18 protein-coding genes are annotated in these 24,299 nt (G+C 47.5%); 10 read left to right on the top strand and 8 right to left on the bottom strand.

Translation table 11 applies throughout. The features are described from left to right. Positions 1–58 precede the first annotated feature (58 nt). Positions 59–1,345, bottom strand: coding sequence for a DUF5050 domain-containing protein (locus ACDJ59_RS19120; protein ID WP_413404940.1), 1,287 nt, complete (start codon positions 1,343–1,345; stop codon positions 59–61). A 272-nt stretch (positions 1,346–1,617) separates the two neighbouring features. Between ACDJ59_RS19120 and ACDJ59_RS19115 the strand changes: the two genes are divergently transcribed. Next, a complete protein-coding gene (locus ACDJ59_RS19115; protein ID WP_413409857.1) occupies positions 1,618–2,604 on the top strand; it encodes a Gfo/Idh/MocA family protein in 987 nt (328 codons plus the stop codon). A gap of 3 nt (positions 2,605–2,607) precedes the next feature. Here ACDJ59_RS19115 and ACDJ59_RS19110 read toward each other — a convergent pair whose 3' ends face one another. From ACDJ59_RS19110 to ACDJ59_RS19100, 3 genes are all read right to left on the bottom strand, one after another. Then, positions 2,608–3,432, bottom strand: coding sequence for a MurR/RpiR family transcriptional regulator (locus tag ACDJ59_RS19110; RefSeq protein WP_413404938.1), 825 nt, complete (start codon positions 3,430–3,432; stop codon positions 2,608–2,610). A 107-nt stretch (positions 3,433–3,539) separates the two neighbouring features. Then, positions 3,540–4,373, bottom strand: a complete 834-nt coding sequence (locus tag ACDJ59_RS19105) for an ABC transporter permease (protein WP_413404936.1) — start codon at positions 4,371–4,373, stop codon at positions 3,540–3,542. Continuing rightward, a complete protein-coding gene (locus ACDJ59_RS19100; protein WP_413404934.1) occupies positions 4,366–5,271 on the bottom strand; it encodes an ABC transporter ATP-binding protein in 906 nt (301 codons plus the stop codon). Before ACDJ59_RS19100 ends, ACDJ59_RS19105 begins: the two co-directional genes overlap by 8 nt. 445 nt (positions 5,272–5,716) lie before the next feature. Between ACDJ59_RS19100 and ACDJ59_RS19095 the strand changes: the two genes are divergently transcribed. Together ACDJ59_RS19095 and ACDJ59_RS19090 are read left to right on the top strand one after the other, a co-directional pair. Continuing rightward, positions 5,717–7,552, top strand: coding sequence for an HSP90 family protein (locus tag ACDJ59_RS19095; RefSeq protein ID WP_413404932.1), 1,836 nt, complete (start codon positions 5,717–5,719; stop codon positions 7,550–7,552). Then, positions 7,552–8,601 carry a hypothetical protein gene (locus ACDJ59_RS19090; RefSeq protein WP_413404930.1) on the top strand — a complete coding sequence of 350 codons (1,050 nt, stop codon included), beginning with the start codon at positions 7,552–7,554 and terminating at the stop codon, positions 8,599–8,601. Before ACDJ59_RS19095 ends, ACDJ59_RS19090 begins: the two co-directional genes overlap by 1 nt. A gap of 153 nt (positions 8,602–8,754) precedes the next feature. Here ACDJ59_RS19090 and ACDJ59_RS19085 read toward each other — a convergent pair whose 3' ends face one another. The 4 genes from ACDJ59_RS19085 to ACDJ59_RS19070 all read right to left on the bottom strand — a co-directional run bounded on the left by ACDJ59_RS19085 (position 8,755) and on the right by ACDJ59_RS19070 (position 13,449). After that, positions 8,755–10,962, bottom strand: a complete 2,208-nt coding sequence (locus ACDJ59_RS19085) for a serine hydrolase (RefSeq protein ID WP_413404928.1) — start codon at positions 10,960–10,962, stop codon at positions 8,755–8,757. 50 nt (positions 10,963–11,012) lie between these two features. Continuing rightward, on the bottom strand, positions 11,013–11,783 hold the full coding sequence (locus ACDJ59_RS19080; RefSeq protein ID WP_047842012.1) for a DUF3169 family protein: 771 nt from the start codon (positions 11,781–11,783) through the stop codon (positions 11,013–11,015). Position 11,784: 1 nt separating this feature from the next. Continuing rightward, a complete protein-coding gene (locus ACDJ59_RS19075) occupies positions 11,785–11,994 on the bottom strand; it encodes a helix-turn-helix transcriptional regulator (protein WP_017690042.1) in 210 nt (69 codons plus the stop codon). Positions 11,995–12,168: 174 nt separating this feature from the next. Further along, positions 12,169–13,449, bottom strand: a complete 1,281-nt coding sequence (locus ACDJ59_RS19070; RefSeq protein WP_413404926.1) for an MDR family MFS transporter — start codon at positions 13,447–13,449, stop codon at positions 12,169–12,171. Between the two features lie 93 nt (positions 13,450–13,542). Between ACDJ59_RS19070 and ACDJ59_RS19065 the strand changes: the two genes are divergently transcribed. The 7 genes from ACDJ59_RS19065 (at position 13,543) to ACDJ59_RS19035 (ending at position 24,187) form a co-directional block, all read left to right on the top strand. Next, entirely contained in the window at positions 13,543–15,426 is a 1,884-nt protein-coding gene (locus tag ACDJ59_RS19065) for an ABC transporter substrate-binding protein (RefSeq protein WP_413404924.1), read from the top strand. Between the two features lie 163 nt (positions 15,427–15,589). Next, positions 15,590–16,786, top strand: a complete 1,197-nt coding sequence (locus ACDJ59_RS19060; RefSeq protein WP_413404922.1) for a DUF4367 domain-containing protein — start codon at positions 15,590–15,592, stop codon at positions 16,784–16,786. 393 nt (positions 16,787–17,179) lie between these two features. After that, complete coding sequence (alr, locus tag ACDJ59_RS19055) at positions 17,180–18,367, top strand: alanine racemase (RefSeq protein ID WP_413404920.1); 1,188 nt, start codon at positions 17,180–17,182, stop codon at positions 18,365–18,367. A gap of 260 nt (positions 18,368–18,627) precedes the next feature. Further along, positions 18,628–18,909, top strand: coding sequence for a CopG family ribbon-helix-helix protein (locus tag ACDJ59_RS19050; RefSeq protein ID WP_017690037.1), 282 nt, complete (start codon positions 18,628–18,630; stop codon positions 18,907–18,909). Positions 18,910–18,912: 3 nt separating this feature from the next. After that, complete coding sequence (locus ACDJ59_RS19045) at positions 18,913–19,263, top strand: type II toxin-antitoxin system PemK/MazF family toxin (protein ID WP_024630714.1); 351 nt, start codon at positions 18,913–18,915, stop codon at positions 19,261–19,263. 235 nt (positions 19,264–19,498) lie between these two features. Further along, positions 19,499–21,688: an alpha-galactosidase gene (locus ACDJ59_RS19040; RefSeq protein ID WP_413404918.1), complete on the top strand. Its 2,190-nt coding sequence runs from the start codon at positions 19,499–19,501 to the stop codon at positions 21,686–21,688. 276 nt (positions 21,689–21,964) lie between these two features. Then, entirely contained in the window at positions 21,965–24,187 is a 2,223-nt protein-coding gene (locus ACDJ59_RS19035) for a Tex family protein (protein WP_260632584.1), read from the top strand. Positions 24,188–24,299 lie beyond the last annotated feature (112 nt).

The raw sequence follows: 24,299 nt of genomic DNA, 5'->3' as shown, positions 1-24,299 counted from the left end.
TATGGACAAGTCCGTTGAATGGGCTATATTGGCTATACGCCTGAATCAACATGATATGTTAGTACGGTGTCACCAATAGAATATTGTCGAGGAAAACGTCACTCATTACTTTTTTCCCTGTTCCACCCGTTTGCACGTGATACAAGCGATATTGATCTTTGGCATTAATGTAGAAGATGCCCGCAACATCATCTCTGATATGGAATGCATCCCATTCGTCCCCGGTAAGTTTCGTTACCTTGAGAGCTGTATTGACCGAATAGAGTCCGTTGTTGCCCGAGATGTATGCAGCCGTAGATGTGCCGTTGGTCAATTGATTCGCAACATACGTTACATTGTTCAGGTTCAGGTTGGCAGACTTGGTCACTTTGTTGCCCGAGACCGTTTTGGCATAAGCTTTTTTGTCTGCATCAATAAGGACAACCTTGTCTGTAACTAGGGCACTTACTTCACGAACGCTTTTGTTATGAAGCTGAAGTGTTTTGGCTGAAGTGGTTAACGCAAACGCTTTGCCTTTGGCATAATTGTAATCCTTATTGCTGTCGAGAACGATTCCTTTGTTATACACGTAAAGATTGTTTCCCCAACCACCGGAATATACAGCATTCACATCCAGTTTGGCTTTGGGATTAACCGCAGTTGCTTTGCCAGTGTTGTAATTCACCTTATACATGACAACAGCATTGGTGGAATAAAACTCCTCGTAGGGGTCTGTATTGACCATCAGTTGCAGTTCGTTTTTGGCTTGGTTCGTAAAATAACGACCTTCCACTGCGCCTGCGGCAATCCGCTGCACAGCTCCGGAACCGTTGGACGTTTTGGATACGATCCACGTGTTTCCATTAACCAACGCATTATAGTAAGCACGCCCTTTGGCTACGACGAGAAACGGAAAGTCGGTATCGGCCTTGTCAGCAATCTTGGTGACAGATGAAGCGTCACTATTGCCATTCGCACGATAAATGGTACCTGTAGCATCCAGATAATAGATGAATCCGTTATCCGTATAATAGCTGAGTACATCTGTAGCAAATGTCTCTGCCGCATCGCTGGACCCGTCATTCGGAACCCGAAGCAAGGTTGTGGAAGAAGCAGTCTGCGTGTAGTAGAGATAAGAGCCTGCCGCGAGCAAGTCCACCCCTTGGAAATCAATTAATACTTCTGTTGTATTGCTGCCATCCGCGGATACTTTGTACAAAACTCCGTCGGACTCATAATACACTGTGGATTGGCTGAGTGAAGCTGCCTGGGCTGCGGCTCCACCTCCCAATGTCACTGCTGCAATGAGTGTAAATAACAGCAATGTACAGATGGTGCGTTGTACGTATGTATACCCTGTTTTCATTCGTTCATCTTCCCCTTTTTCTTCTATATGTATGTCGTTAATTCCTTATGTTATATCGCTATGGAAGATATGTTAGCTCTCAAACATGAAAAAAAGAAGAGAATGAAATTGAATTTCATAGTCATTCAAACCTGAAATCAAATTGCGCATGATGCTGCCAATCCCGTCCCAAAGCATTCTCCGCCTGACTTAATCGTGATAACATAACAATCACCCAGAGCAGCGAAGAGAGCCAACTGACAAACAACCAACGACAGGAGCAAAACGATATGATGAATATAGCAACGATTGGTACAGGGTCCATTGTGGATGCCATTTTATCTGCGATCAATGAACTGGATGATGTTACGTGTACAGCGATGTACTCCCGGAAGAGAGAGACAGCACAGGAGCTTGCGATTAAGTATGGGGTCGGTACAATCTATACGGACCTGAAATCCCTATTTTCAGATACAAATGTAGATCTCGTATATATTGCTTCACCAAACAGCATGCATTACGAACAGGCCTATCAGGCACTTCAACATGGTAAACATGTCGTCTGCGAAAAACCGTTCACGTCCACGCTTCAGGAAGCAGAAACGCTGATTGCACTTGCAAAAGAAAAGAATCTGTTGTTATTTGAAGCCATCTCCAACATTCACCTGCCCAATATTAAAGTCATACAGGAGCAACTACCAAAGCTTGGTCCGATCAAACTCATCCAGTGTAACTACAGTCAATACTCGCGGAAATACAATGATCTGCTTGCAGGGGAAACGCCGAACGTATTCAATCCACATTTCTCTGGTGGAGCGCTGATGGATATCAATATTTATAATCTGCATCTGGTCATGAATCTGTTTGGCAGTCCGAATACCGTATCGTATACCGCGAACAAGCATGCAAACGGCATTGATACGTCAGGTGTAGTGGTTCTCCAATATCCGGAGTTTATTGCGGAATGTGTAGGTGCCAAAGACACAAACAGCATGAACTTTGTGCTCATTCAGGGCGAGAAAGGTTATCTTCAGGTTGTGGGAGGAGCAAACGGTTGCCGGGAGATCAAGCTTCAGATCGGGAATGAGCCTGCTGAGGCGTATAATGCACAGACCAAATCCAATTGGCTGTACTATGAGTGGGAAGCGTTCAGGGACATCCATGCAAATGGGGACCACAAACGGTGTTACGAACTACTCGAACACAGCCAGTCTGTGATGAGTGTACTTATGAGTGCACGTAAGGATGCCGGAATTGTATTTGCAGCAGATCAACGGTAATCGTTAATACGTATCGCTAATGCTCCCCATGTACAACATGTCGAAAATGTAGAGTACCGAGACCATCGAAGACATTTTGGACAGTCGTAATTGTTCATTGTATCCATAAGCCAGCAGCGTTTCATCACAATGTCTGGACAGGGTTGAATGGTTGTTGCCCGTGATTGCGATGACTTTCATCTGTTTGTTGCTCAGCACTTTGGCGGCTTCAATCATGGATTGGTTCTCACCTGTGTGTGAGATAACAAAAGAGAGCGTCAGGCTATTGGGATTCATCGTGTTCAAGTAATGCATGTTCGGACTATTGTGAGCAATCGCAGATATGCCGAGTTCATTCCACTTGGCACAAGCCTGTTGAGCCAGATAATAATTCATATCACTGCCATAGACATCAATGCGTACGGATTCTTTGACCCAGTTCGCGATTCGTACCAAAACAGGAGCATTTAACATCCGGCGGGTATCATCCAGCGCTTGCTGGTACAGGTAAGGAACCGAGTCGATGGCAGCCAGCACGTTGCCTTGTTCTGCAATTGCATGATCCTGCGTTTGCATCGCGGAAGGTATCTGTTGATATTCAAGAGCAAGCTTGAGCTGAAAGTCCGGGTACCCCTTGGTACCCAGCTTTTTGCATAGGCGAACAATGGTGGATGAGCTTGTATAGGTCTGCTGAGCCAGTTCATGGGCTGTAGAATCAAATACAACTTCGGGGTTGCTCAGGATATAGTCCACAATATGTTTCTCCTGTGCCGTTAATTGTGAAGCATATTTTAATTTTTGAAGTAGTTTGGATTCCATACAGTTGTTCCATTCCTCTCTATAAATCATCCCATAGCATATATCTCCACATCATAACCTGCGTTTATTTATTTCTCAATCTGCATAGCGGAGCGACAGTGTAGATTGTTGAATTTCGTCGCTACACTCCACATCATTCAGATCTGACTTTCCGCCAGTTGCTGACGACTATTCCACGACGTGACCAGACGAAGAAGAACCACACTTATGAGCAGGAGCACTGCTCCAATCATGACTAACAACCAAGGACCAATCAGCAACATGCCACTGGCTTGACCAGCGACTAAGGCGATGAGGGGAAGGACAATTAATCCGCCGAGTTGATAGGCTTCCTGGAACCCACGGACCTTGGCCGAGATCAGGACGTTTAATAAAATGACCATAAGACTGCAAGCGGGAACAACCCACACGACAAGTATGATCCAGTTCAGATTGGGAAACATCAACGTTCCAAACATGGGGTACATCAGAATATTGGCAATGATTCCATAGATCAGGAAAGTAACCCAGGATAATAGAATGGAAGGGATCAGGGCAGCTAGCACTTTGCCTTTAAAAAGAGTGTCCATGCTGATCGGTGTGAATAACAACCCTTCCAGCGTCTTACGTTCCTTCTCACCAGCGAAGCTATTGGCCGTCAGAATACTGGAGGCCATCACCGGAATGATGAGAAACAAGGGAGCGAACATATACATGGCCAAGTAATAGACAATACGATGATTATCTGTAGGCATGGAAGCAAGCTGAGGAATCTGTCCACCATGGGTTAACGCATCCAATGATTCGAGTAGAAAGCTGATGTTGCCGAGAGAACGAAGCTCCATTCTGGAGGCCGCCCACAGGAGGGCAGAGGGCATAATGATTCCGATAATCAGTGGAACGATCAACATGGGCAACCAGAGCTGAATGCTGGCTGTGACGGACCGGATATCTTTACGTACCAGTGCACGTATGGCTTGGCGGTTATTCATGGTGGTGTGCCTCCCTTATGGCAAAATAGATACTTTCCAGATCACTGCCCGTGATGCGGGCCTGATAGACTTGACCATGCTCCGTTAATTGCCTTAGCAGTAATGGAATATCTTCACGCGATGTAAGCTGAAATAATGCTTGATGTGCGGAGATTATTTCAGGTGTAAAGTCGGTTGCCGTGTGCCATCCATCGGGTATGTCGGCTTCTACTTCGAGTTTCGGAGTGGACAGGTACCGGCTAACAATCTCCTGTTCCGTGCCTTCCTCCACGATGCGCCCCTTTTCCATGAAAATATAATGATCACAGACGGCTGACAGCTGGGACAGCACATGGGATGAGACCAGAATTGTCATCTTTTCTTCCTTATTTAACCAACGGATAATGCGCAGTACCATCTGAATTCCATCCGGATCCAGGCCATTGGTGGGCTCATCCAGAAACAGGATGGAAGGGCGGTGCAAGAGTACTCGTGCAAGGCCCAAGCGTTTCTTCATGCCTGTGCTATAAGTGCCGACTTTTCGATGCTGATAATCCTGCAACTCGAACAGAGTTACAAGCTCGTCGATTCGTTTCTTGGCATGCTTCAGGCCAAAAACATCTGCGAAGAAAGTCAGATTGTCACGCCCGCTCATATTTTCATATAATCCACTTTGTTCGGTAAGAGTGCCACACATGGCCAGTACTTTCTCCGCCTCACGAGCGGCGTCCAATCCGTTAATGGTTACCTGTCCACCGGAAGCACCTAAGACCCCATTCATGATACGGATCAGTGTAGTTTTGCCCGAACCGTTGGGTCCAATCAACCCGGTGACACTGCCTTGTTTAATTGTGAAACTGACATCATGCAGTGCTTGATGCACCTTGAATTGCTTGGATATGTTGCGTACTTCGATCATGTATATTCACCTTCCGATCTGAGTTTGGAGATTATACGTGTGGCAGGCTGATATCGTTCAAATGGACGACAAAAAAGATATTTTCCTCCTTCAATAGTCCCGAATGTAAGATGCACATTTACCCTGAAGTCTGTCTGAAATCGGGTCTCAGGTTTGTTTTCACTCTGCCTTGTAACATGTATCCTTATTTTAGGGTAGAACACCCGTTTCATTGCTATTCATAACGTGGTAATGAAAGATAAGGTCATACGTCTCATGAATGCCTGAAATATGCATATAACGCCGGTCTTGGTTATCCAGGGCCGGCTTGACGTGATGTTTTGGCGTGCCTGTCACGGGGAACGTCTGTTTCTAACGATTACATAATGAATTCGTCTAACACATCCATATGAATACATCGTATGGATACATATTGTGTTTGGACGTAGAGGAAGGTGAGTGAGTCATGACAGCATCCAATGAATATCGTTTTCAAGTGAACCTGAGCGGGATGATCCAGATTTTATCCAACCATCTATATAGCAGTCCTAAAGTGTTCTTGCGAGAACTGATGCAGAATGCGACTGATGCGATTACCGCACGAACGGAGGCGGAGCCAGGGTATCAGGGTGAAGTTCGTGTTGAACTGACGGGAACAGGTGAGCAATTGACCATGATGGTGGAGGACAACGGCATCGGCTTGACTGAAGCTGACATCCATGAATTCCTGGCCATGATTGGACAATCCTCGAAGAGGGGGCAGCAAGCGCTGCTGGATGGAGAGACTTCGTTTATCGGGCGTTTCGGGATTGGGTTGTTATCCTGTTTCATGGTGAGTCACGAAATTGTCATGCTGACGCAATCCGCGAAGGGCGGCCCTTCGATGGAGTGGCGGGGCAAGCCGGATGGCACCTATACGATTCGACAGTTGGATACACAGCTGTCCCCGGGGACCAAAGTATATCTGCGTTGCACACCGGACGCAGCACACTACTTTGAACCAGATTATGTGAAAGAAGCTCTGTTCTATTATGGAGCGTTATTGCCGTATCCGGTCACGCTGTATCATGACGGCGCGCAACATGTGGTGAATAGCGAGACACCGATCTGGCTGATGGACCCTGCACTCGCACGTTCACGCAGAGCGGAGGTATTGGCTTTTGGTGAACGTCTGCTTGGCGAGCAGTTCCAGGACTTCATTCCGTTGACGACAGCTTCAGGCCGTACCGGGGGTATTGCTTTTGTACTGCCACACGCGGTTAATCTGAATGCCAAGCGTTCTCACCGGGTTTACTTGAAGCGAATGCTGATTTCGGAGAAGGCTGAGAACATTTTGCCAGAGTGGGCTTTCTTCGTGAAATGCCTGATCTGGACAGATGAGCTTCAACCGACGGCATCACGGGAGCATTTTTATGAAAATGAAAAGCTGGAGGAAGTTCGCTCCGAACTCGGAGACTCACTTCGCAAGGGACTGGCCGACATGGCTGAGAGCCAGACGGAACGGCTACAGAAACTGATTCGCCTGCATGCCTTGTCCATGAAGGCACTGGCTGTACAGGATCAGGCATTCTACGCGATGATTCACCGATGGCTGCCATTTGAGAGTACGAGGGGTCACCGGGAACTGGGTGAGCTAATAGATGAAGGAGAGACGTTGTACTTCACGTCCTCTGTTGATGAGTACCGTCAGATTCATCATGTGGCATCCGCACAATCGATGCTGGTGATTAATGGTGGTTACATCTATGACAGCGAGTTGATGGCTACACTGCCGATGACCGTGCACAATGTACACACGGAGCGGCTACAGCCGGATCAGGTCTCGATGAGTTTCAACGATGTGCCACCCGCTGAGCGTAATCAGTATTATGATGCGTTGCGACTGGCCGATTCTGCTCTGCAGCGCTTCCGCTGTCGGGCTGAGGTGAAAGGTTTTAAGCCATCGGATCTGCCGGTGTTGTTCACACTGTCTCAGGAATCCTCAACACTTCGTGCGCTTGAAAAAGCAAGCGAGGAGAGTACGGAATTGTTCTCGTCCGTTCTGGGTTCATTATCTTCTGGCATGAGTTCGGCAGGGTACTCAACCTTGTATTTGAACGTGAGTAATCCGATCATTCAGCGGGTACTGACATCACCGGATGATCAGATGACACCGATTGCCATCGAAATGTTATACGTCAATGCACTGATGATGGGGCATTATGCCATGAGCAAGCAGGAGCTTGAAGTGTTAAATCAGGGCATTGTTCGTTTTATTGATTGGGGTTTGCGTGCCAATACAGATCGTAAGGGGGATGCCTGATGAAGACAGAGATGGATTTTGAAGAACTGATGGACGAGGCCTATGGTTTGCCCAATGGTCCGGCGAAGCTCGGTATGCTGGAGGAAGCGGCAAGAGTTGCCGATGTGAACGGCATGGAGGAAGAGGCATATGAAGCAAGATCGGAGATTGTGGAGACAGCAACATTCTGCGGTTATCCGATGAAAGCACTGATTGCTTTTTCCTGGCAGCTGGGTAAGTTCGACCAACAGCCCGAAGAATATGATGAAGAAACGTTAATGTGGTCGTACAAATGGATATTGGGCAAGATGCCCGACTTTCCGGAAATATCACGCGAGAAGATCCTGGAGCTGTTGGAGGATTTCGGACGGCGCTTCAAGTCTTACGGTTACAGCGAACGCTCCTACTGGTATTATCGGTTCCGGATCTTTATGGATTTTGGGGAGCTGGAGGAAGCGGGACGCAGTTATGATCGATTCAGAACGATGGATCGTGACTTTATGAGTGACTGCGAAGCCTGTGAGCAGGATGAGATTATGCGATATTTCTTGTTAAAAGGAGACGATGAGAAGGTGTTGGAGGCGGCACAGCCTATCCTGAAAGGGCGTATGAGTTGTGCGGAGATTCCCCATCTGACTTTATCTGAAATTTTGATGCCGTTATATCGACTGGGACGGACTGCGGAAGCAGATAAACATCAGACCAAGGGATATCGCCTGATCAAAGGCCAGAACGATTTTGTGCAGAGTTTTGCGGAGCAGATGGATTATCTCACACGTACGAATCCGGCAAAAGGCATTGATGTGCTGGAGGAAACACTGGTGTTCGCTGCTGATCATGAAGATCCTTACGCTAAAATGTTGTTTTATGCCAGAGCGGCATCGTTGCTTCGCCGCTGGGTGGAAGAATCTCCAGAATACCGATTGCGTCTGCCAGCATCCTTCCCGTATGAAGGTGACCCGGGCGACCTGCTCAAGCTGGCCGATTACTTTGCGGAGCATGCTCAGACCGCTGCAGCCAAGTTTGATCAGCGCAACGGGAACCGCCATGTATCTTCGTTGATCGAATAGAGACGGATATAACTTAGTAACAGATCGCTATAATAAGTTATGAAAAGTTACGAAACAGGCTTGTTCAAGAAGGATCGTATCCTTCTGAACAAGCCTGTTTTTTTCTTGCATCATAAGCATGATCAATCTAATCGGTATGAAGATGTTTTATTTTTATTGTGCTGAAGTCACAGAAGGGACCGGCGCTGGTACAGGAACCGGCGCAGTTTCAGATGTCTCATCTGCAGGCTCAGCTCCTTCAGCAGGTTCTGCTTGTGGCTGTTGAGCTGCCATCAGTTCAGCGACAATTTGATCTGTTGGTTGAGTAAGCAGCGCATACATAATCGCAGCCTCTTCCTGACGAATCAGAGGTTTGCGGGAAAGGAAATCAACAGAACCATCCTCCATTACCTTCACCTCGGGTCCATGGATACCAAGCTTCGCCATCATCTGAATGGCTGGTACAGCCCATGCATCTGTGTGCCCCGCAAGTTTCACATCATTGAACAGTTCGCTAGGATATTGTAGTTGCATAATTCTCCACATCATGACCATTGCTTCCTGTCGGATAATCACTTGATCCGGCTTAAATTGCTGTTCGTCCGTGCCAGTAATCATACCCATTTCATATCCAAGTTGAATATATCCGGCTGCTGCATGGTCTGCCCAGTCGGTGCCTGCAGGAGGCGTTGTTTTGCTGGGCTTCAATCCACTCAGTTTAAGCGTGTTCTCAATAAATTCAGCTCGTGTCACAGCTGATTTCGGTTGGAAAGACTTGTTAGCATCATTCTCATAATATCCAAGAGATTGTATGGCATAGATGGCTTCAGCATAAGGACTGTTCTCACGAACATCCCGGAAGCCCATAGGCTTTTGTCCTTTTTTCTCATAACCCATAGGGTTGAGGTAAGGTTCTTTCATATAGATTGTTCCATCAGCATTTTTCTTGAATGCTGTGAATTGACCAGTCAATTCATCTTTGAAGAGATTATCTTCCACCTGAATCAGGTTGCGTTGACCCAGGAATACATCGTTAATGCTCAGTTGTCCTGGCTTATCCCCGCCACCTTTCAGGGAACTCACAATCGTGCTAAGTCGAAGATCGGCATACAATCCGGTAAAGCGTTGCAGCTCAGCTGCGGATTGCGGCGTGTAATCCTTGAACTGTACAGGCTCTGCATATTGTGGGAAGAAGCTCTGAATGAATGCAGGGTAGAACAGATTACGAAGTGCTCCATTTTGATTATACGTCAGGAAAACGCCTGTATTTTGCTCGGGAATAAGGAAGAGATAAGAGCTGAATCCGGTCAGGTCGCCTCCTTTTGTAATAACTTTTGGACTACTTCCTGCTCCGGGAAGCTGAAATGCAGCTTCGAATCCATACGTCGTGTTTGGTAACAGTGGATGAATGGAAGAACGGTACTGTTCCATGCTTTTCACCGTGGATTCCTTGAAAATTCGCTTGTTGTCCTTCACGCCATCATTCAGGAACGCAATCATGAACTTCCCGATGTCCTCAGCGGTAGACAACATGCCACCTTGAGGCATTGGTGTTGGAGCGATGGTGTACAGATCAAGCGGATTGTGTGCCGCATCATAGCCAGTAGCCAGCTGCTTTTGGAACTTTTTGTCCAGCATGAAACTGCTGTTATCCATTCCCAGCGGTTTGAAGATATGTTGTTGCATGTAGGATTCAAAGGGCTCGCCGCTTACATTCTCAACAATCATGCCAAGCAGCAAAAACGAGAAATTATCGTACATATAGGCGTTACCAGGCTCTCGAACGACAGGAGGCATGTGTTGCTGTGCGTAATCCTCCATCGCTATGTATTTGTCAAAATCAGTATGGATGTCTTCCTGCTGGGGATCACGGATCTCGAATCCGGTCGTGTGTGTGAGCAGGTTCTCCACAGTTACAGGTTTGTCAAAAGGATTATCAAATTCGAGCCCTTTCACATAGGTCTGAAAGTCAGCTTGCAGATCAACCTTGCCTTGCTCTACCAGCTGCATTACAGCTGCTGACGTAAACGTTTTGGAGACAGAGGCTACACGGAAAGCGGTATTTTTGGGATCGATCGCTGTTTTGCTCTCCACATCGGAGAAGCCATATCCTTTTTCCGCCAGAACTTTGCCATCCTTCACAACAACAACGGAGGCTCCCACATAATGGGCTTTTGCCTCAGGTGAATCGAAGAATGAATCCAGAAATGCTGTAGCTGATTCGGTTGTCAGCGCTTTCGTCTTTCCTTGTTCAGCAGCTACTGGAGTTGCGGTCTCCGCCTGAACTGCGGGTACCCACAGACTGAGAGACAGAACCACAGCCATAAAAGCTCCTGTTAGGGAGGTGAACCTGAAACGGGTCTTTCGTTTGGATAAATGCATGCAAACACTCCTTTATGAAAATATTTACAAAATAGTTACCTAACCATGTATTACTGATTACTCGCACGATAGGTTTCACGATAATAGATTCCGATGTTGGCAATCCAGATCACAGAGAGCATTACAATCGGGAATGGAGCAAAGGTAAAGAGCATCGAATATAGAACCATAGAGACCATTCCAACACCAAGAAGTACATTCATCATCTGAAAAGAACGATAGGCTGCGCGATAGACAATCCATTTCTCGCCTTCATCCAGCTTCTCAAAATGATCTTTCTTCATATTGCGCGAGTTCAGATCCAGAGTGCGTTCAGGGTAATAACGGTTGTATCGCTTCACAGTCAGAGTTTGCACGACCACAACGATGATAATAGAGATACACGAAGCAACAAAATTCAAGAGGTTGAACAGTTCTGGAGAATTCGGCATGGTTCGGTTGGATGCATACAAGGACAAGGCAAGTGCTGCCCAGGTAAACGTAAGAATAACGCTGAATCCGCTGAGGATCATCGCTTTTCCGAGGGAGCGCTCTGCTGGAGAGATGAGTGAATCGGAATCTCCATAAGCGTCATTTTCCATGGGAGGGACAGATGGCGTGCGGGAGAGACTGAAGATGTTCCACACCGTCATAACTACCACAAGAGCCGCCAGGATTGCGAATAAAAGATCATAGTCATAATACACGGACAGCGTCCAGTTCAAGTCAGAAGGGAGTTTACTGACTCCGCTAGCGCCGAGAAAACCAACTACAGCGCCACCTGCTGCATACAGAGGAAGACGCAATCGCTTCTTAATGGATGAGGACGATGAATTTTTCAATCTAATCTCCACCTTTCAATTCAAAGATTTTTTCGACGGGTTCACGAAAGACGTGGGCTATTTTTAGTGCCAGAACGACCGACGGAGAGTAATCTCCACGCTCAATCAGGGCAATGGTTTGACGGGATGCACCAATGAGTTTGGCCAGTTCTGCTTGGGATAGCCGGTCTCTGGCTCGTAACTCCCGAACGTGATTGTGTAATTCTTCCACTTGCTCACCTCCATGAACCTAATGTACATGATATTTGACTAAATGTAAACTATAATATACAAAATGTTAAAGATAATTTACTTCTAAACGTTGATCATGGACATGAAAAAGAGAGCCAGTTGGGCTCCCTTGGATGATTATTTTGTTGTCGGAAAAGTTGCCAGAAAAGTGAAATCAAGATGCATCTGCACACGGCAGATGTTGATTTTGTTCCTCTGCCCTCCGAAGTAACATTCGGAAAAAGACGAGCGCTCCAAGCCCCATCAGGATATACAGACCAGCCATCGCATAGGAGGGCAGAAAGGCTCCAATGGTTAACCCGAGACTGCCGAGAAGGGCAGCGGCGTTGTAACTCAACCCGTCAGCAGCCATATAGGCAGCACGGTCCGAATCTGGAATCATCCCCGCGAGCATGACCTGACGAACAGGGGCGTACATCAATTCTCCAATCGTTAGCAATATAGCGGATGAGATGAGTAACCAGGCCCAGTTGCTGAAAGCAAGTACGGTGAAACCTGCGGTATAGAGGAGCATACCAACAGTCATAATAGATCGGGACTGGAAGCGACCTATCCATCTGGAGAATGGAATGGCAACCAAGGCGACCATTACGGTGTTGATGACCATGATCAGGCTGAACATATGCAGACCTGAGATATCTGAGCCGAACAGTTGGGCGGTGAATTCATTTTTTAGACGAACAGCGATGTATTTATCCAACTGAAATTCCAGGGAGACTGCAAGTACAGTAGCCGTGAAAAATATCATGAAACGTTTGTCCTGAAAGACTGCCCAGTACGTTTTCAGTATGTTCCTCTGGATGGGAGCATCGTCACAACTTAATGCATGTTTATCCATTGTTTCACGAATCATAAAGATCAAAATAAACAGGGTGGCTAGGCTTTCAAGGCATACCAGACTGAACAATAGGAAACGAAATGATTCGAAAAATAGCCCGCCCATCAGTGCACCAAAAGTTACAGCAACGTTTGTTGTCCAATATTGCAATCCATATACATAATGACGTTCATGTTCACTGCTCACGTCGACAATCATGGCATTAGCAATCGGCACGGTGATCCCTGAACTGAGACTGCTGAGCAGAAACATGAGACAAGTGACAATGATCGAATCCATCCACGGCGAATTGGCGATGGCCAAACAAAATAGAGCCACTACCTGCAGAGTTTGTGCAATCACCATCAATTTCTTCCGTCCAATCCGGTCAGACCAATATCCTGCCCACAATCCCACAATCATGGAAGCCACAATATTGACCGTCAGCAATAACCCCGCCAAACCTGCGCCAATCTGAATACTCAGATAGATCGCCATGAATGGAATGATGGACTTCTGGGTCAGATCGGTGAAAAAATCAGTAATGATACGTATCCTGATGTTCGGGTGCAAATCGGCGTATTTCATAAGTCGTTTTTCTTCCTTCCCACTGGTCATGTTGATGTTACTGAGTATAATGGAGGAAAACCTGAAGAAAAACTGTAGAAGCATCCGGATGGATTTCGTATTTTAGCAGAAGGTAGGGCATATATGGACGTATCAGAACATTACATTCAACTGCGATTAAACTTTCCACATGTACATGATGAACAAGAAGTGCATACAACGGTAGGTGAACTCGCCGATCTATTATGTTGTACCATGCGCAATATGAACCTCATTATGAACAAATTCAAGGAGAACGGATGGGTCAGGTGGAACCCGCAACGCGGAAGAGGCAAAAAATCGATGCTGGTATTTTGTGTTCCGTTGCTTGAAGTGGCGCGTGAACGATTTGACCATCTCCTGGATGGGAACAGGATGGAGGACGCCTATGAACTGGCCGCCACCTTACCAATTACAATGAGAGAACATCTGATGCAGCAAATGCAGCATCAATTTGGTCTGCGTTCGAATGGAGGGGACAGAGGACGAGTGGATACATTGCGGATTCCACGGAATATCCCTTTTGAGACATTGGATCCCACGCAGACGGCCATGTGGGGAGAAGTTTTTATTGTTGCGGAGGTTTTTGATCGTTTGGTTCGTTATAATGCTGAACACCAGGTCTGTAAACCGAGTCTTGCTGTGGCATGGGAGAGTCATTCAGAGGGGAGCGAATGGACTTTTTATCTGCACAAAGGTATACCCTTTCATCATGGCAGGATATTGGATTCAGAGGACGTGAAGTTTACCTTTGATCGCATTATCTCTGACAATAGTAACCCGTGCAGGCCTCTGTTTGGATCTATTGAGCGCGTAGAGACGTTGGACGAATTGACTGTACGTTTTATGTTAAACAAGCCTAACTTCATGTTCCCGGATCTGATGAGTAGTATGTCTGCATCGATCTTGCCGAGAGATGTGGAGATGAATCCGCTCCATCCGATTGGAACAGGACCTTATCGGTTGACGCGTCATGATTCCAAGCTGCTTGTGTTGGAAGTATTCCCTTCCTACTTCCGAGGCCGAGCCTATATTGACCGCGTTGAAATATGGCAACTTCCCCATTCTGGGAGGGTGGAGTCCGTCATCAAGCATAATATATTTCCGGATGCGGAGCCTCGTGCCGTGCAGCATGAGATGCAGGGTGGCATGTATATGACGTTTAATATGCAAAAGGAAGGGCCGCAGCATGATGTGAATTTTCGCCGGGCTGTTCAACAGCTATTGAATGCGCAGGAGTTGTCGCAAGCGCTCGGAAGCACGAACACGCAGGCTGCTTATAGTCTGATTCGAGGACGAGTACAGCAACCTTTAAAGGTGGGTTCAGATCAAGGGGAGCCATGGAAACAGCAATCGGAACAAATAGAATGTTCGGTCACACCTGTATCTGACCTTTCCGTGGAGACCTCACTGGCGCTGGCCTCAGCATTACTGCGTCATAGCTCTTATCAAGGGCAGAGTTTAAGCCTGTGGGTGGAAGAAGGCGAGAAGATGGAGGCAGATATGGTCTGGTTTGCAGAGAGAAGTAAACAGATTGGCCTACATATCAACATTATGCCGGGAGATCCGATCCATGCAGTCTATCAAGATGGGTTCGGGGATTGTGATCTGATCTATACAGGAGAAATCTTCAATGATCATGTCGTGCTGAGTCTCGTGACGATGTACACCTTCCAGAACACGTTATTCCTGATTGCGATGAATGATTACTGGAGACATGAATTGGAACAGGAATGTGGACGAGTGGTCATGATCCAGGAACCTGCGGAGCGGTTGAATAGATTGATTCGGCTAGAAGATCGACTGATTCAGGAGGCATTGCTTCTGCCCACATACAGCTTCAAGGAAGAACACGCCCATCATGATTCGTTGCGAGATTATCGTCTTGCGGGGTATGGTCTGCCTGATCTGCGCAGATTGTGGGTGAAGAGAAGCCCTGGGGCCGCTGAAGAGGATACGAGTTATCCGGTGTATATTCCGTTGTGGTAGGACTATGCGAGCGTAGCAATGCCGTATTAACGGACTTCACCGATTGCTTGTCAAACTAGTCCGCATATATCGAACAAGTCCCTCATAACATGTACTAATCAAGTAGGGGTTCTGCTGCAAGCACAATCCTGAAGTGAAAACATGTGCTAAAGGGGATGATGTCATGCGCCGAATATCATGGATGCTTGCCATGGTATTGGTCTTATCGGCCTTACTTGCCGCCTGCGGGAAGAAGGATGCGGCAGCTGTGGTCAAAGATCTGAACGAAGTCGTAGGAGAGATGGAAAGTTACCAAGGGGCAGGCGTGATGACGCTGCATACCGGAGATACGCCGCAGCAGTACAAGGTCGAGGTATGGCATCAGAAGCCTTCCTATTATCGTATTGCGTTAACGAATGCCAAAAAGGATGTAACACAGATTGTACTGCGTAACGATGAAGGCGTGTTTGTTCTGACGCCGAGCCAGAACAAAAGCTTCCGTTTTCAGAGCAATTGGCCAGATAGTCAGGGACAGGTATATCTCTATGAAACATTGATTCGGAGCATTACGGGGGATACAACCCGCCAGTTTGCGGATGAGAAGGAGAGCTATGTTTTTGATGTAGCTGCCAATTATAATACACACGCACTTGTCAGACAGAAAATCTGGCTGAACAAAAGCGATTATGCACCTAAACAGGTGGAGGTATCCGACTCCAATGCCAATGTTGTGGTCGATGTGAAATTTGACTCCTTCAAATTCGGTGCTGAATTTGAAAAAGATGCCTTTGACATGCAACGTAACATGACAGCAGCTACAAAAGAGGGCGGCCAAACAGGAACGGATTCTGGTGTAACTCCTGCGGAGCAAACAGGTGAGGGCGGTAAAGAACCTGCCAATCCTCAGACAGCGCCTGAACCTGATGGAGCCGTTACTGATGGACAGTCGGGTGTAGGTGGGGACACAGAGCAGCAAGGTACAGAAGGTGCTGCAACAGGTCAGGAAGGCGAAGAGCCAACACTCGCAGAACCGGAAGGGGCAGACAGCTTCGGTGTAATTCAGCCGACCTATGCGCCGGAAGGTGTGCAGCTTAAGGATGATCAGATTCTGGAAGAAGCGGGAGACTATTCGGTTATGCTTCGTTATGAAGGAACATATAATTACACGATATTCGAAGCCAGACCGCAGGATCGTGCTGTGTCGCTTGCCCCATCCCGTGTACTGGATCTGGGATTCACACTAGGGATGGTCAGCGGAGATGCACTGCAGACACTGACATGGACGACAGATGGCATAGAATATCGGATCACCAGTGCCGACCTGCCTGATAACGAAATGGTACGTATTGCAACATCGATGCAAGAAGAGTCAGGCAAATGATTTTTGAACGAATGAACGAATAGTAGCATAAACATAAGGAATGCTAAGAAGCATCGGAGACCTGTTCTCCGGTGCTTTGCTTTGATGTAAGACAGGTATTCATCTGGCGCCGTTTTTCTTACTCGATACACCCAATAATGCAAAATGCGCTTCTACGCAGAGGGAACCGGGTAAATAATCGATATAAGCAGATTTTGCTGGGGTGGAAAATGAATTTTGCCCTGCTAATCTCGCTTATCGGTCTTCTTCTGTGTTCGCATTTGTTCTTCAAACGGCGCACCTTACATCTGTTTTTGAATGCGAAACTTCGGTTCATTTGACAGTCACATGCTGGAGCATTACGATGGAGTCTGACGTGAGCCGGATTAAGATGATTAGAGAAGGTGACTTAACGTGCAAGGACAATATCGGCCGACCCAAGCGGAGATCAATTTGGATCATTTGTGTACTAACGTAGAAGCTTTCCGCGAGGCATTGCCTCAGGGCATGAAATTCCTCGCCTGTGTGAAGGCCAATGCCTATGGACACGGAGCGGTGGAGACGGCTAGGGAACTGGAACGAGTGGGTGTGGATTACTTAAGTGTGGCTTTTCTTGACGAAGCTCTAGAACTGCGACAACATGGGATTACGATTCCAATCCTGGTACTGGGTTATACGTCGCCTGAAGGGATCGCTGTTGCATGGCAACATGATGTGACCGTCACACTGTTCAGCAGGGAAGTGCTTGACGCCATTCGACATCTGGATGCGAGCACATTCGCTAACAAACTGAAGGTTCATATTAAAATCGACAGCGGCATGGGTCGATTAGGTCTGTTGCCTGGCGATGAGGCATTGGCTTTCATTCAGGAAGTAGCTTCGCTCAATCAGGTGATGCTGGAAGGCATGTTTACCCATTTTGCCAGAGCAGATGAAGAAGACAAAACCTATACACTGGAGCAGTATAGACGGTTCCAAAGCGTGGTTCATGCGCTCAGGGATCAGGGATGTTCCATCCCGATTATACATACGGCGAACAGCGCCGCTGCCATTGATACACCGGAATTGTCTTATGACATGGTACGTGTGGGAATAAGCCTGTACGGACTGTATCCTTCGGCTGAAGTGAATCATCAGGTGGTGAAGCTGTCCCCGGTATTGACGCTGAAGACAAAAGCGGTTCTGGTCAAAACACTGCCACCCCATTGGGGGATCAGTTACGGAACCCGTTATTTTACGCAAGGGTACGAACGAATAGCGACACTGCCGCTCGGATATGCAGACGGATTCTCCAGAATGCTAACAGGTAAAGCACAAGTGCTTGTACGCGGCCGCCGCGTCCCTGTCATCGGTACAATCTGCATGGATCAGTGTATGGTGTCGTTACAATCTTTCGCGGAAGAGGCGGAAGAAATTCAAGTCGGCGAAGAGGTTGTCCTCATCGGTCATCAGTCTGGTGGCGTAATAACCGCAGACGAGGTGGCATCCCAGCTCGGTACGATTGCTTATGAAGTGATCTGCATGATGGCGCACCGCATTCCACGGGTATATACCCGCGGTGGAGCAGTAGTCGCCAGAATCAATCCACTTTTGACATCCTGACAGGTAAACTGGACGTCATTCCCAATAAACTTTTTTTCAGAACAGAAGGAAAACTGTCGGAGCATCTCGAATTATGTATGACGGTAAGGATTTAATTCCTGAATTGAGATGTTTGGTCTGTACGAATATTGTTCCCCGTGTTTATAATGGAGTACAGCATACTTGATATACTCGGGGCATATATATTCCTTTGTATAAAAGTTCTGGAAAAACGTAATACTGGTTCACAATGGCGAAAGGTTTGTGGGGGTGGAAGAAAGGTGGCCAACTTGCAGAACACCAAGCGGATCATGATCAGTTTACCTGATTATCTTTTGCAGGAAGTGGATGGCATCGTAGCGCTGGAGAATTCCAACCGCAGCGAATTGATTAGGCAGGCTATGAAGCTGTATTTAACGGAGCGTAAGAAACGTTACATCCGTGAAACGATGCAGCGAGGGTACATGGAGATGGCAAAAATTAATCTGACCATGGCATCCGAAGCCTTTCATGCGGAGGAAGATGCGGACAGCACTCTGGACCGCTTAGTTAGCGGGGTGTAGACATTGATCGTAAAACGTGGTGACGTTTTTTTTGCGGATCTTTCTCCCGTTGTCGGTTCCGAGCAAGGTGGAGTCAGGCCGGTTCTGGTGATCCAGAATGATATCGGCAACCGGTTTAGTCCAACTTGTATTGTGGCGGCTATCACCGCCCAAATCCAGAAGGCAAAGCTGCCAACGCATGTTGAAATTGACGCGGCGGCACACGGCTTTGACCGGGACTCGGTTATTTTGCTCGAACAAATACGGACGATTGATAAACAGAGGCTGACTGACAAGATTACCCATCTGGACGAGGAGACCATGAAATTGGTCAACGAAGCCTTACAGATCAGCCTTGGTTTAATCGATTTTTAAGGCAGCAACCAGCGTCTTGTACGCTGCCCTGCCGTCCGTTGGCAATGGATGTTCCTGTAAGGGAACACACTGAATTCAGACTGTAACCAAAAGAGCGTATGACAACCTTCGGGCTGTTATGCGCTCTTTTGATTAAAGCTTGATGAAAGCGTAGAACATTGGCGATCTTTTCGCTATAATGAAACCTGAGAAACCGTTTACCCGAAAGACCTATATATAGAGGTGGAGGAGACATATGAGCATTTACATCAATCAAGAGAAACTTCAATTTCATTTACAGACCCGTGAGGCCAGTTACGTATTTCAGGTACTGCCTTCAGGATATTTGGTGCATTTGTATTATGGCAAAAAATTACGCGACACCGATCTGAGTTGGTTGCATGTTCGTACAGAACGAGCATCTTTCAGTCCGAACCCGGTACCAGAGGACCGTACAATTTCATTTGATACATTGGCAGTGGAACTACCCGTGTATGGCACAAGTGATTTCCGTAATCCGGCTATCCAACTGGAACTTGAGAATGGCTCGACGGTTTCGGAGTTTACGTATACAGGCCATCGATTGGTCAAAGGAAAGACAGCGCTTACCGGACTGCCAGCAACGTATGTTGAATCCGATGAAGAAGCAGAGACGCTGGTTATTGAGTTGGAAGACCGCGTTGCGGGTATCAAAATCGAGCTTTCCTATACAGCCTTTACGGCATTTAATGCAATTACACGCTCCATGCGTATCGTTAATGAGAGCGCTACCTCAGTGAATGTGGCGCGTGCGCTCAGTTCATCTGTTGATTTTCCGCATGCAGATTACGAATTGTTGCAGTTGTCAGGTGCATGGACACGGGAACGTGATATTGTTCGCAGACCGCTTGCGTCAGGCCTGCAAGGGATTGAGAGCCGTCGCGGTTCAAGCAGTCACCAGCAGAATCCTTTTATTGCGCTGATGACACCAGGCACGGATGAAGACCAAGGTGAAGTATACGGATTCAGTCTCGTCTATAGTGGCAGCTTCACTGCACAGGCTGAAGTGGATCAGTTCCACACCACCCGTGTATCACTCGGAATCAATCCGTTCGAGTTCAGCTGGAAGTTGGAGCCGCAAGAAACGTTCCAGACACCTGAGACGGTTATGGTTTACTCGGCTGCAGGTTTGGACGGCATGTCACAGTCCTACCACGAATTGTATCGGGAGCGTCTGGCACGCGGAAAATTCCGCAATGCCGAACGTCCGGTTCTGGTCAATAACTGGGAAGCAACCTACTTTGGATTCAATGCAGACAAGATTGAACAGATCGCTCGTGCTGGACAGAAGCTGGGTATTGAGCTGTTTGTCTTGGATGATGGCTGGTTTGGACATCGGGACAGTGACAACTCCTCGCTGGGCGACTGGATTGTAGATAAGAACAAATTGCCACAGGGATTGGATGATCTGGCTAACCGCGTAACAGGTCTGGATATGCAGTTCGGATTGTGGTTTGAGCCTGAGATGATCTCACCAGACAGTGAGCTGTACCGAGCGCATCCGGACTGGTGTCTGCATGTGCCTGATCGTCGCCGGACAGAAGGGCGTCAACAACTGGTACTCGACTTCTCTCGTCAGGATGTACGTGATGAGATTGTACGCATGTTAACAGACGTACTTGGTTCTGCACCAATCACTTATGTGAAATGGGACATGAACCGCAATATGACGGAAGTGGGTTCTGCGTTGCTTCCGGCAGATAGACAGCGTGAGACAGCGCATCGTTACATGCTGGGGCTGTATGACGTTATGGAACGAATCACTTCGGCGTTCCCGAACATTCTGTTCGAGAGCTGTTCAGGTGGTGGTGGCCGCTTCGATCCAGGTATGCTGTATTACATGCCACAGACGTGGACAAGTGATAACACGGATGCTATATCCCGTCTTCGGATTCAATACGGTACGAGTCTTGTGTACCCGGTGAGTTCAATGGGATCGCATATCTCAGCGGTACCGAATCATCAGGTCAACCGGATCACTTCGCTTGAGATTCGGGGACATGTTGCGATGTCGGGCAACTTCGGGTATGAACTGGACCTGACAAAATTCACAGAAGAAGAGAATGACATCGTGAAAGCCCAGGTTGAGCTGTACAAGGAGATTCGTGGAACGGTTCAATATGGAACATTCCGCCGTTTGCTCAGTCCGTTTGAAGGCAATGAGACAGCGTGGATGTTTATTGCACCAGACGGAAGCGAAGCTGTTGTATTCTACTTCCGCGCGCTCTCTGAGCCTAATGCGCCACTTCAGCGCCTGAAGCTGAAAGGATTGGACCCTAATGCGGATTACCGTCTGAAAGGCGGATCGGAGACCTTTACCGGCGATGCCCTCATGTATGGCGGTATTTCGGTAGGCAGCACATCAGGAGACTATCTGAGCGAGATGTTCCGCTTTGAGCGCGTCTAGAGTGCAATCGCATTTAAAGCTTTAAAAAAAGGAAGGACCGGGGAGCGTTGTGATGACGTTTTTCGGTCTTTTTTTGTCATAATGGGGAAGGCTGGAGGATAACATGATTCTGTCAGAACTTGTATGCTCAAGGATTGATGGAAATCTGGACGTGATTTTGTGATAATATAGGGTAGAGTGGAAGAAACAATTGGTTCAACTATACTGTAATTACAGCAGCAAAGCTGCCCTGAAATGATTGTAACGAACGATTCAGGAAGGAAAGAGGGATTTATTTTGTCTGAACAGGAAACGGTTCTGGAACCCAATGAAGAAACAATAAAGGCAGAACGCCATGAACGAATCATCAAACAGGTAGCCAAGGAACTGTCACTGTCCTTGAAGCAGGTCCGTACAACGTCGGAGCTTCTGGACGAAGGCAATACGATTCCATTTATCGCCCGCTACCGTAAAGAAATGACTGGAGAGCTGGATGAGAACCAGCTGCGATCGATTGAAGAACGCATTGTTTATCTGCGCAATCTTGAGGATCGCAAATTGGAAGTCATCCGTATTATAGAGGAACAGGGCAAACTGACCGGAGAACTGAAGCAATCCATTACGCAGGCTGTGAAGCTGCAGGAAGTGGAAGATTTGTATCGACCTTACCGTCAGAAGCGGAAAACGCGTGCCAGCGTGGCAAAAGAAAAAGGTCTTGAACCCCTTGCTGTATGGATCTGGGGTCAACCGAAACAAGGAGATGCACTCCAGGAAGCTGCGAAATATATCAATGCTGAACTGGGTGTAGAAGATGCGGAGTCGGCGCTTCAGGGAGCCAAAGATATTCTCGCAGAGAACATCGCAGACGATGCTGCCATTCGTGCCTGGATTCGTCGGTACACCTTGGATCATGGGATGCTGACTTCAGAAGCGAAGGATGCTCAAGAGGAGTCCGTGTACGAGAATTATTATGATTACCGCGAATTAGCCAAAAAGATGCCTCCACACCGTATTCTCGCGATTAATCGCGGTGAACGTGAGAGTATTCTGAAAGTCGGCTTGGACGTACAGGCAGAACCGGCCCATCGCCATATGGAAGGACAGATCATTCGTGGTGCTTCTGCCGTGCAGGATATCCTGCGTGATGTGATTGAAGATGCATACAAGCGGCTGATTGCGCCTTCCATCGAGCGTGAAGTTCGTGGAGAACTCACGGAAAAAGGTGAAAATCAGGCCATATCGGTATTCTCGGCCAATCTGCGTAACCTGTTGCTTCAACCGCCGATTCATGGCAAACGTGTGCTGGGTGTCGATCCGGCCTATCGTACCGGTTGTAAACTGGCTGTAGTAGATGATACGGGCAAACTGCTGGAAGTGGCTGTGACCTACCCAACGCCACCACACAACAAGAAACGTGAAGCTGCCGAAGTATTCCATCGCATGATCAAGCAATATGATATCGGACTGATTGTCATTGGTAATGGTACCGGATCACGTGAGACGGAGCAGTTTGTTGCCGAGATCATTCAGGAGAACGGTGATGAAAGTCTTGTGTATCTGATTGTTAACGAAGCAGGCGCGAGTGTATATTCTGCATCCAAACTGGCCCAGGAAGAGTTCCCGGATCTGGATGTTGCGGAGCGCAGTGCAGCTTCCATTGCACGTCGTGTACAAGACCCGCTGGCGGAGTTGGTTAAGATTGATCCAAAAGCCATTGGCGTGGGTCAATATCAGCATGACGTATCCCAGAAGATTCTCGAAGAAAGCCTGAAGGCTGTCGTGGAATCCGCAGTTAACCATGTGGGTGTGGATGTGAATACAGCATCACCTTCGTTGCTGTCATACGTTGCCGGAGTTAACGCTACGATTGCCAAAAACATTGTGAAGTACCGTGAAGAAAATGGCCGGTTTACGAACCGCCGTCAGCTTCAGAAGGTGCCACGTCTGGGTGCGAAGACTTATGAGCAGTGCGTAGGATTTATGCGTATTGGTGAAGGTGAGAATCCATTGGATCGTACACCGATTCACCCTGAGTCTTACAAGGTGGTGGATCAGCTGTTCAAGGAGCTTCAGGTTGCACTGGACAAGCTGGGCAGCAAGGAACTGTCGGTGTTACTGTCGGAGCAGCAGCCAGAACAATTGGCCGTGAAACTGGACGTAGGTGTGCCTACATTGCGTGACATTTTGGACAGCTTGCAGCGTCCGGGTCGTGACCCGCGTGAAGAAATGCCGTTGCCAATCTTCCGTACAGATGTATTGAAAATTGAGGATCTGGTGGAAGGTATGGAGCTGCAAGGTACGGTTCGGAACGTTATTGATTTTGGTGCTTTTGTTGATATTGGGATCAAGAGTGATGGGCTTGTCCATATTTCACAGCTCAGCAACGGGTATGTTAAACACCCGATGGATGTTGTATCTGTAGGTGATAATGTAACGGTCTGGGTTATGAATGTGGATACCAAAAAAGGCCGTGTCGGCCTTACGATGAAGAAGCCAGCTTCTGCGCAACAGTCTTCTTAAATAGTAGGATTGGAGAACAGCCTTCCCTAACCAGGAAGGCTGTTTGTTGTCGACAGTAATAGTCCCGTTGTCCGTTCTAATTCCTCTAGTAAGTACGGTGGGCAATATGTGC

The sequence above is a fragment of the Paenibacillus amylolyticus genome (genome assembly GCF_047302515.1).
Lineage (GTDB): Bacteria > Bacillota > Bacilli > Paenibacillales > Paenibacillaceae > Paenibacillus > Paenibacillus amylolyticus_G.
Note: the sequence above shows the minus strand (reverse complement) of the source record. Positions and strands in the feature narration are given on the sequence as shown.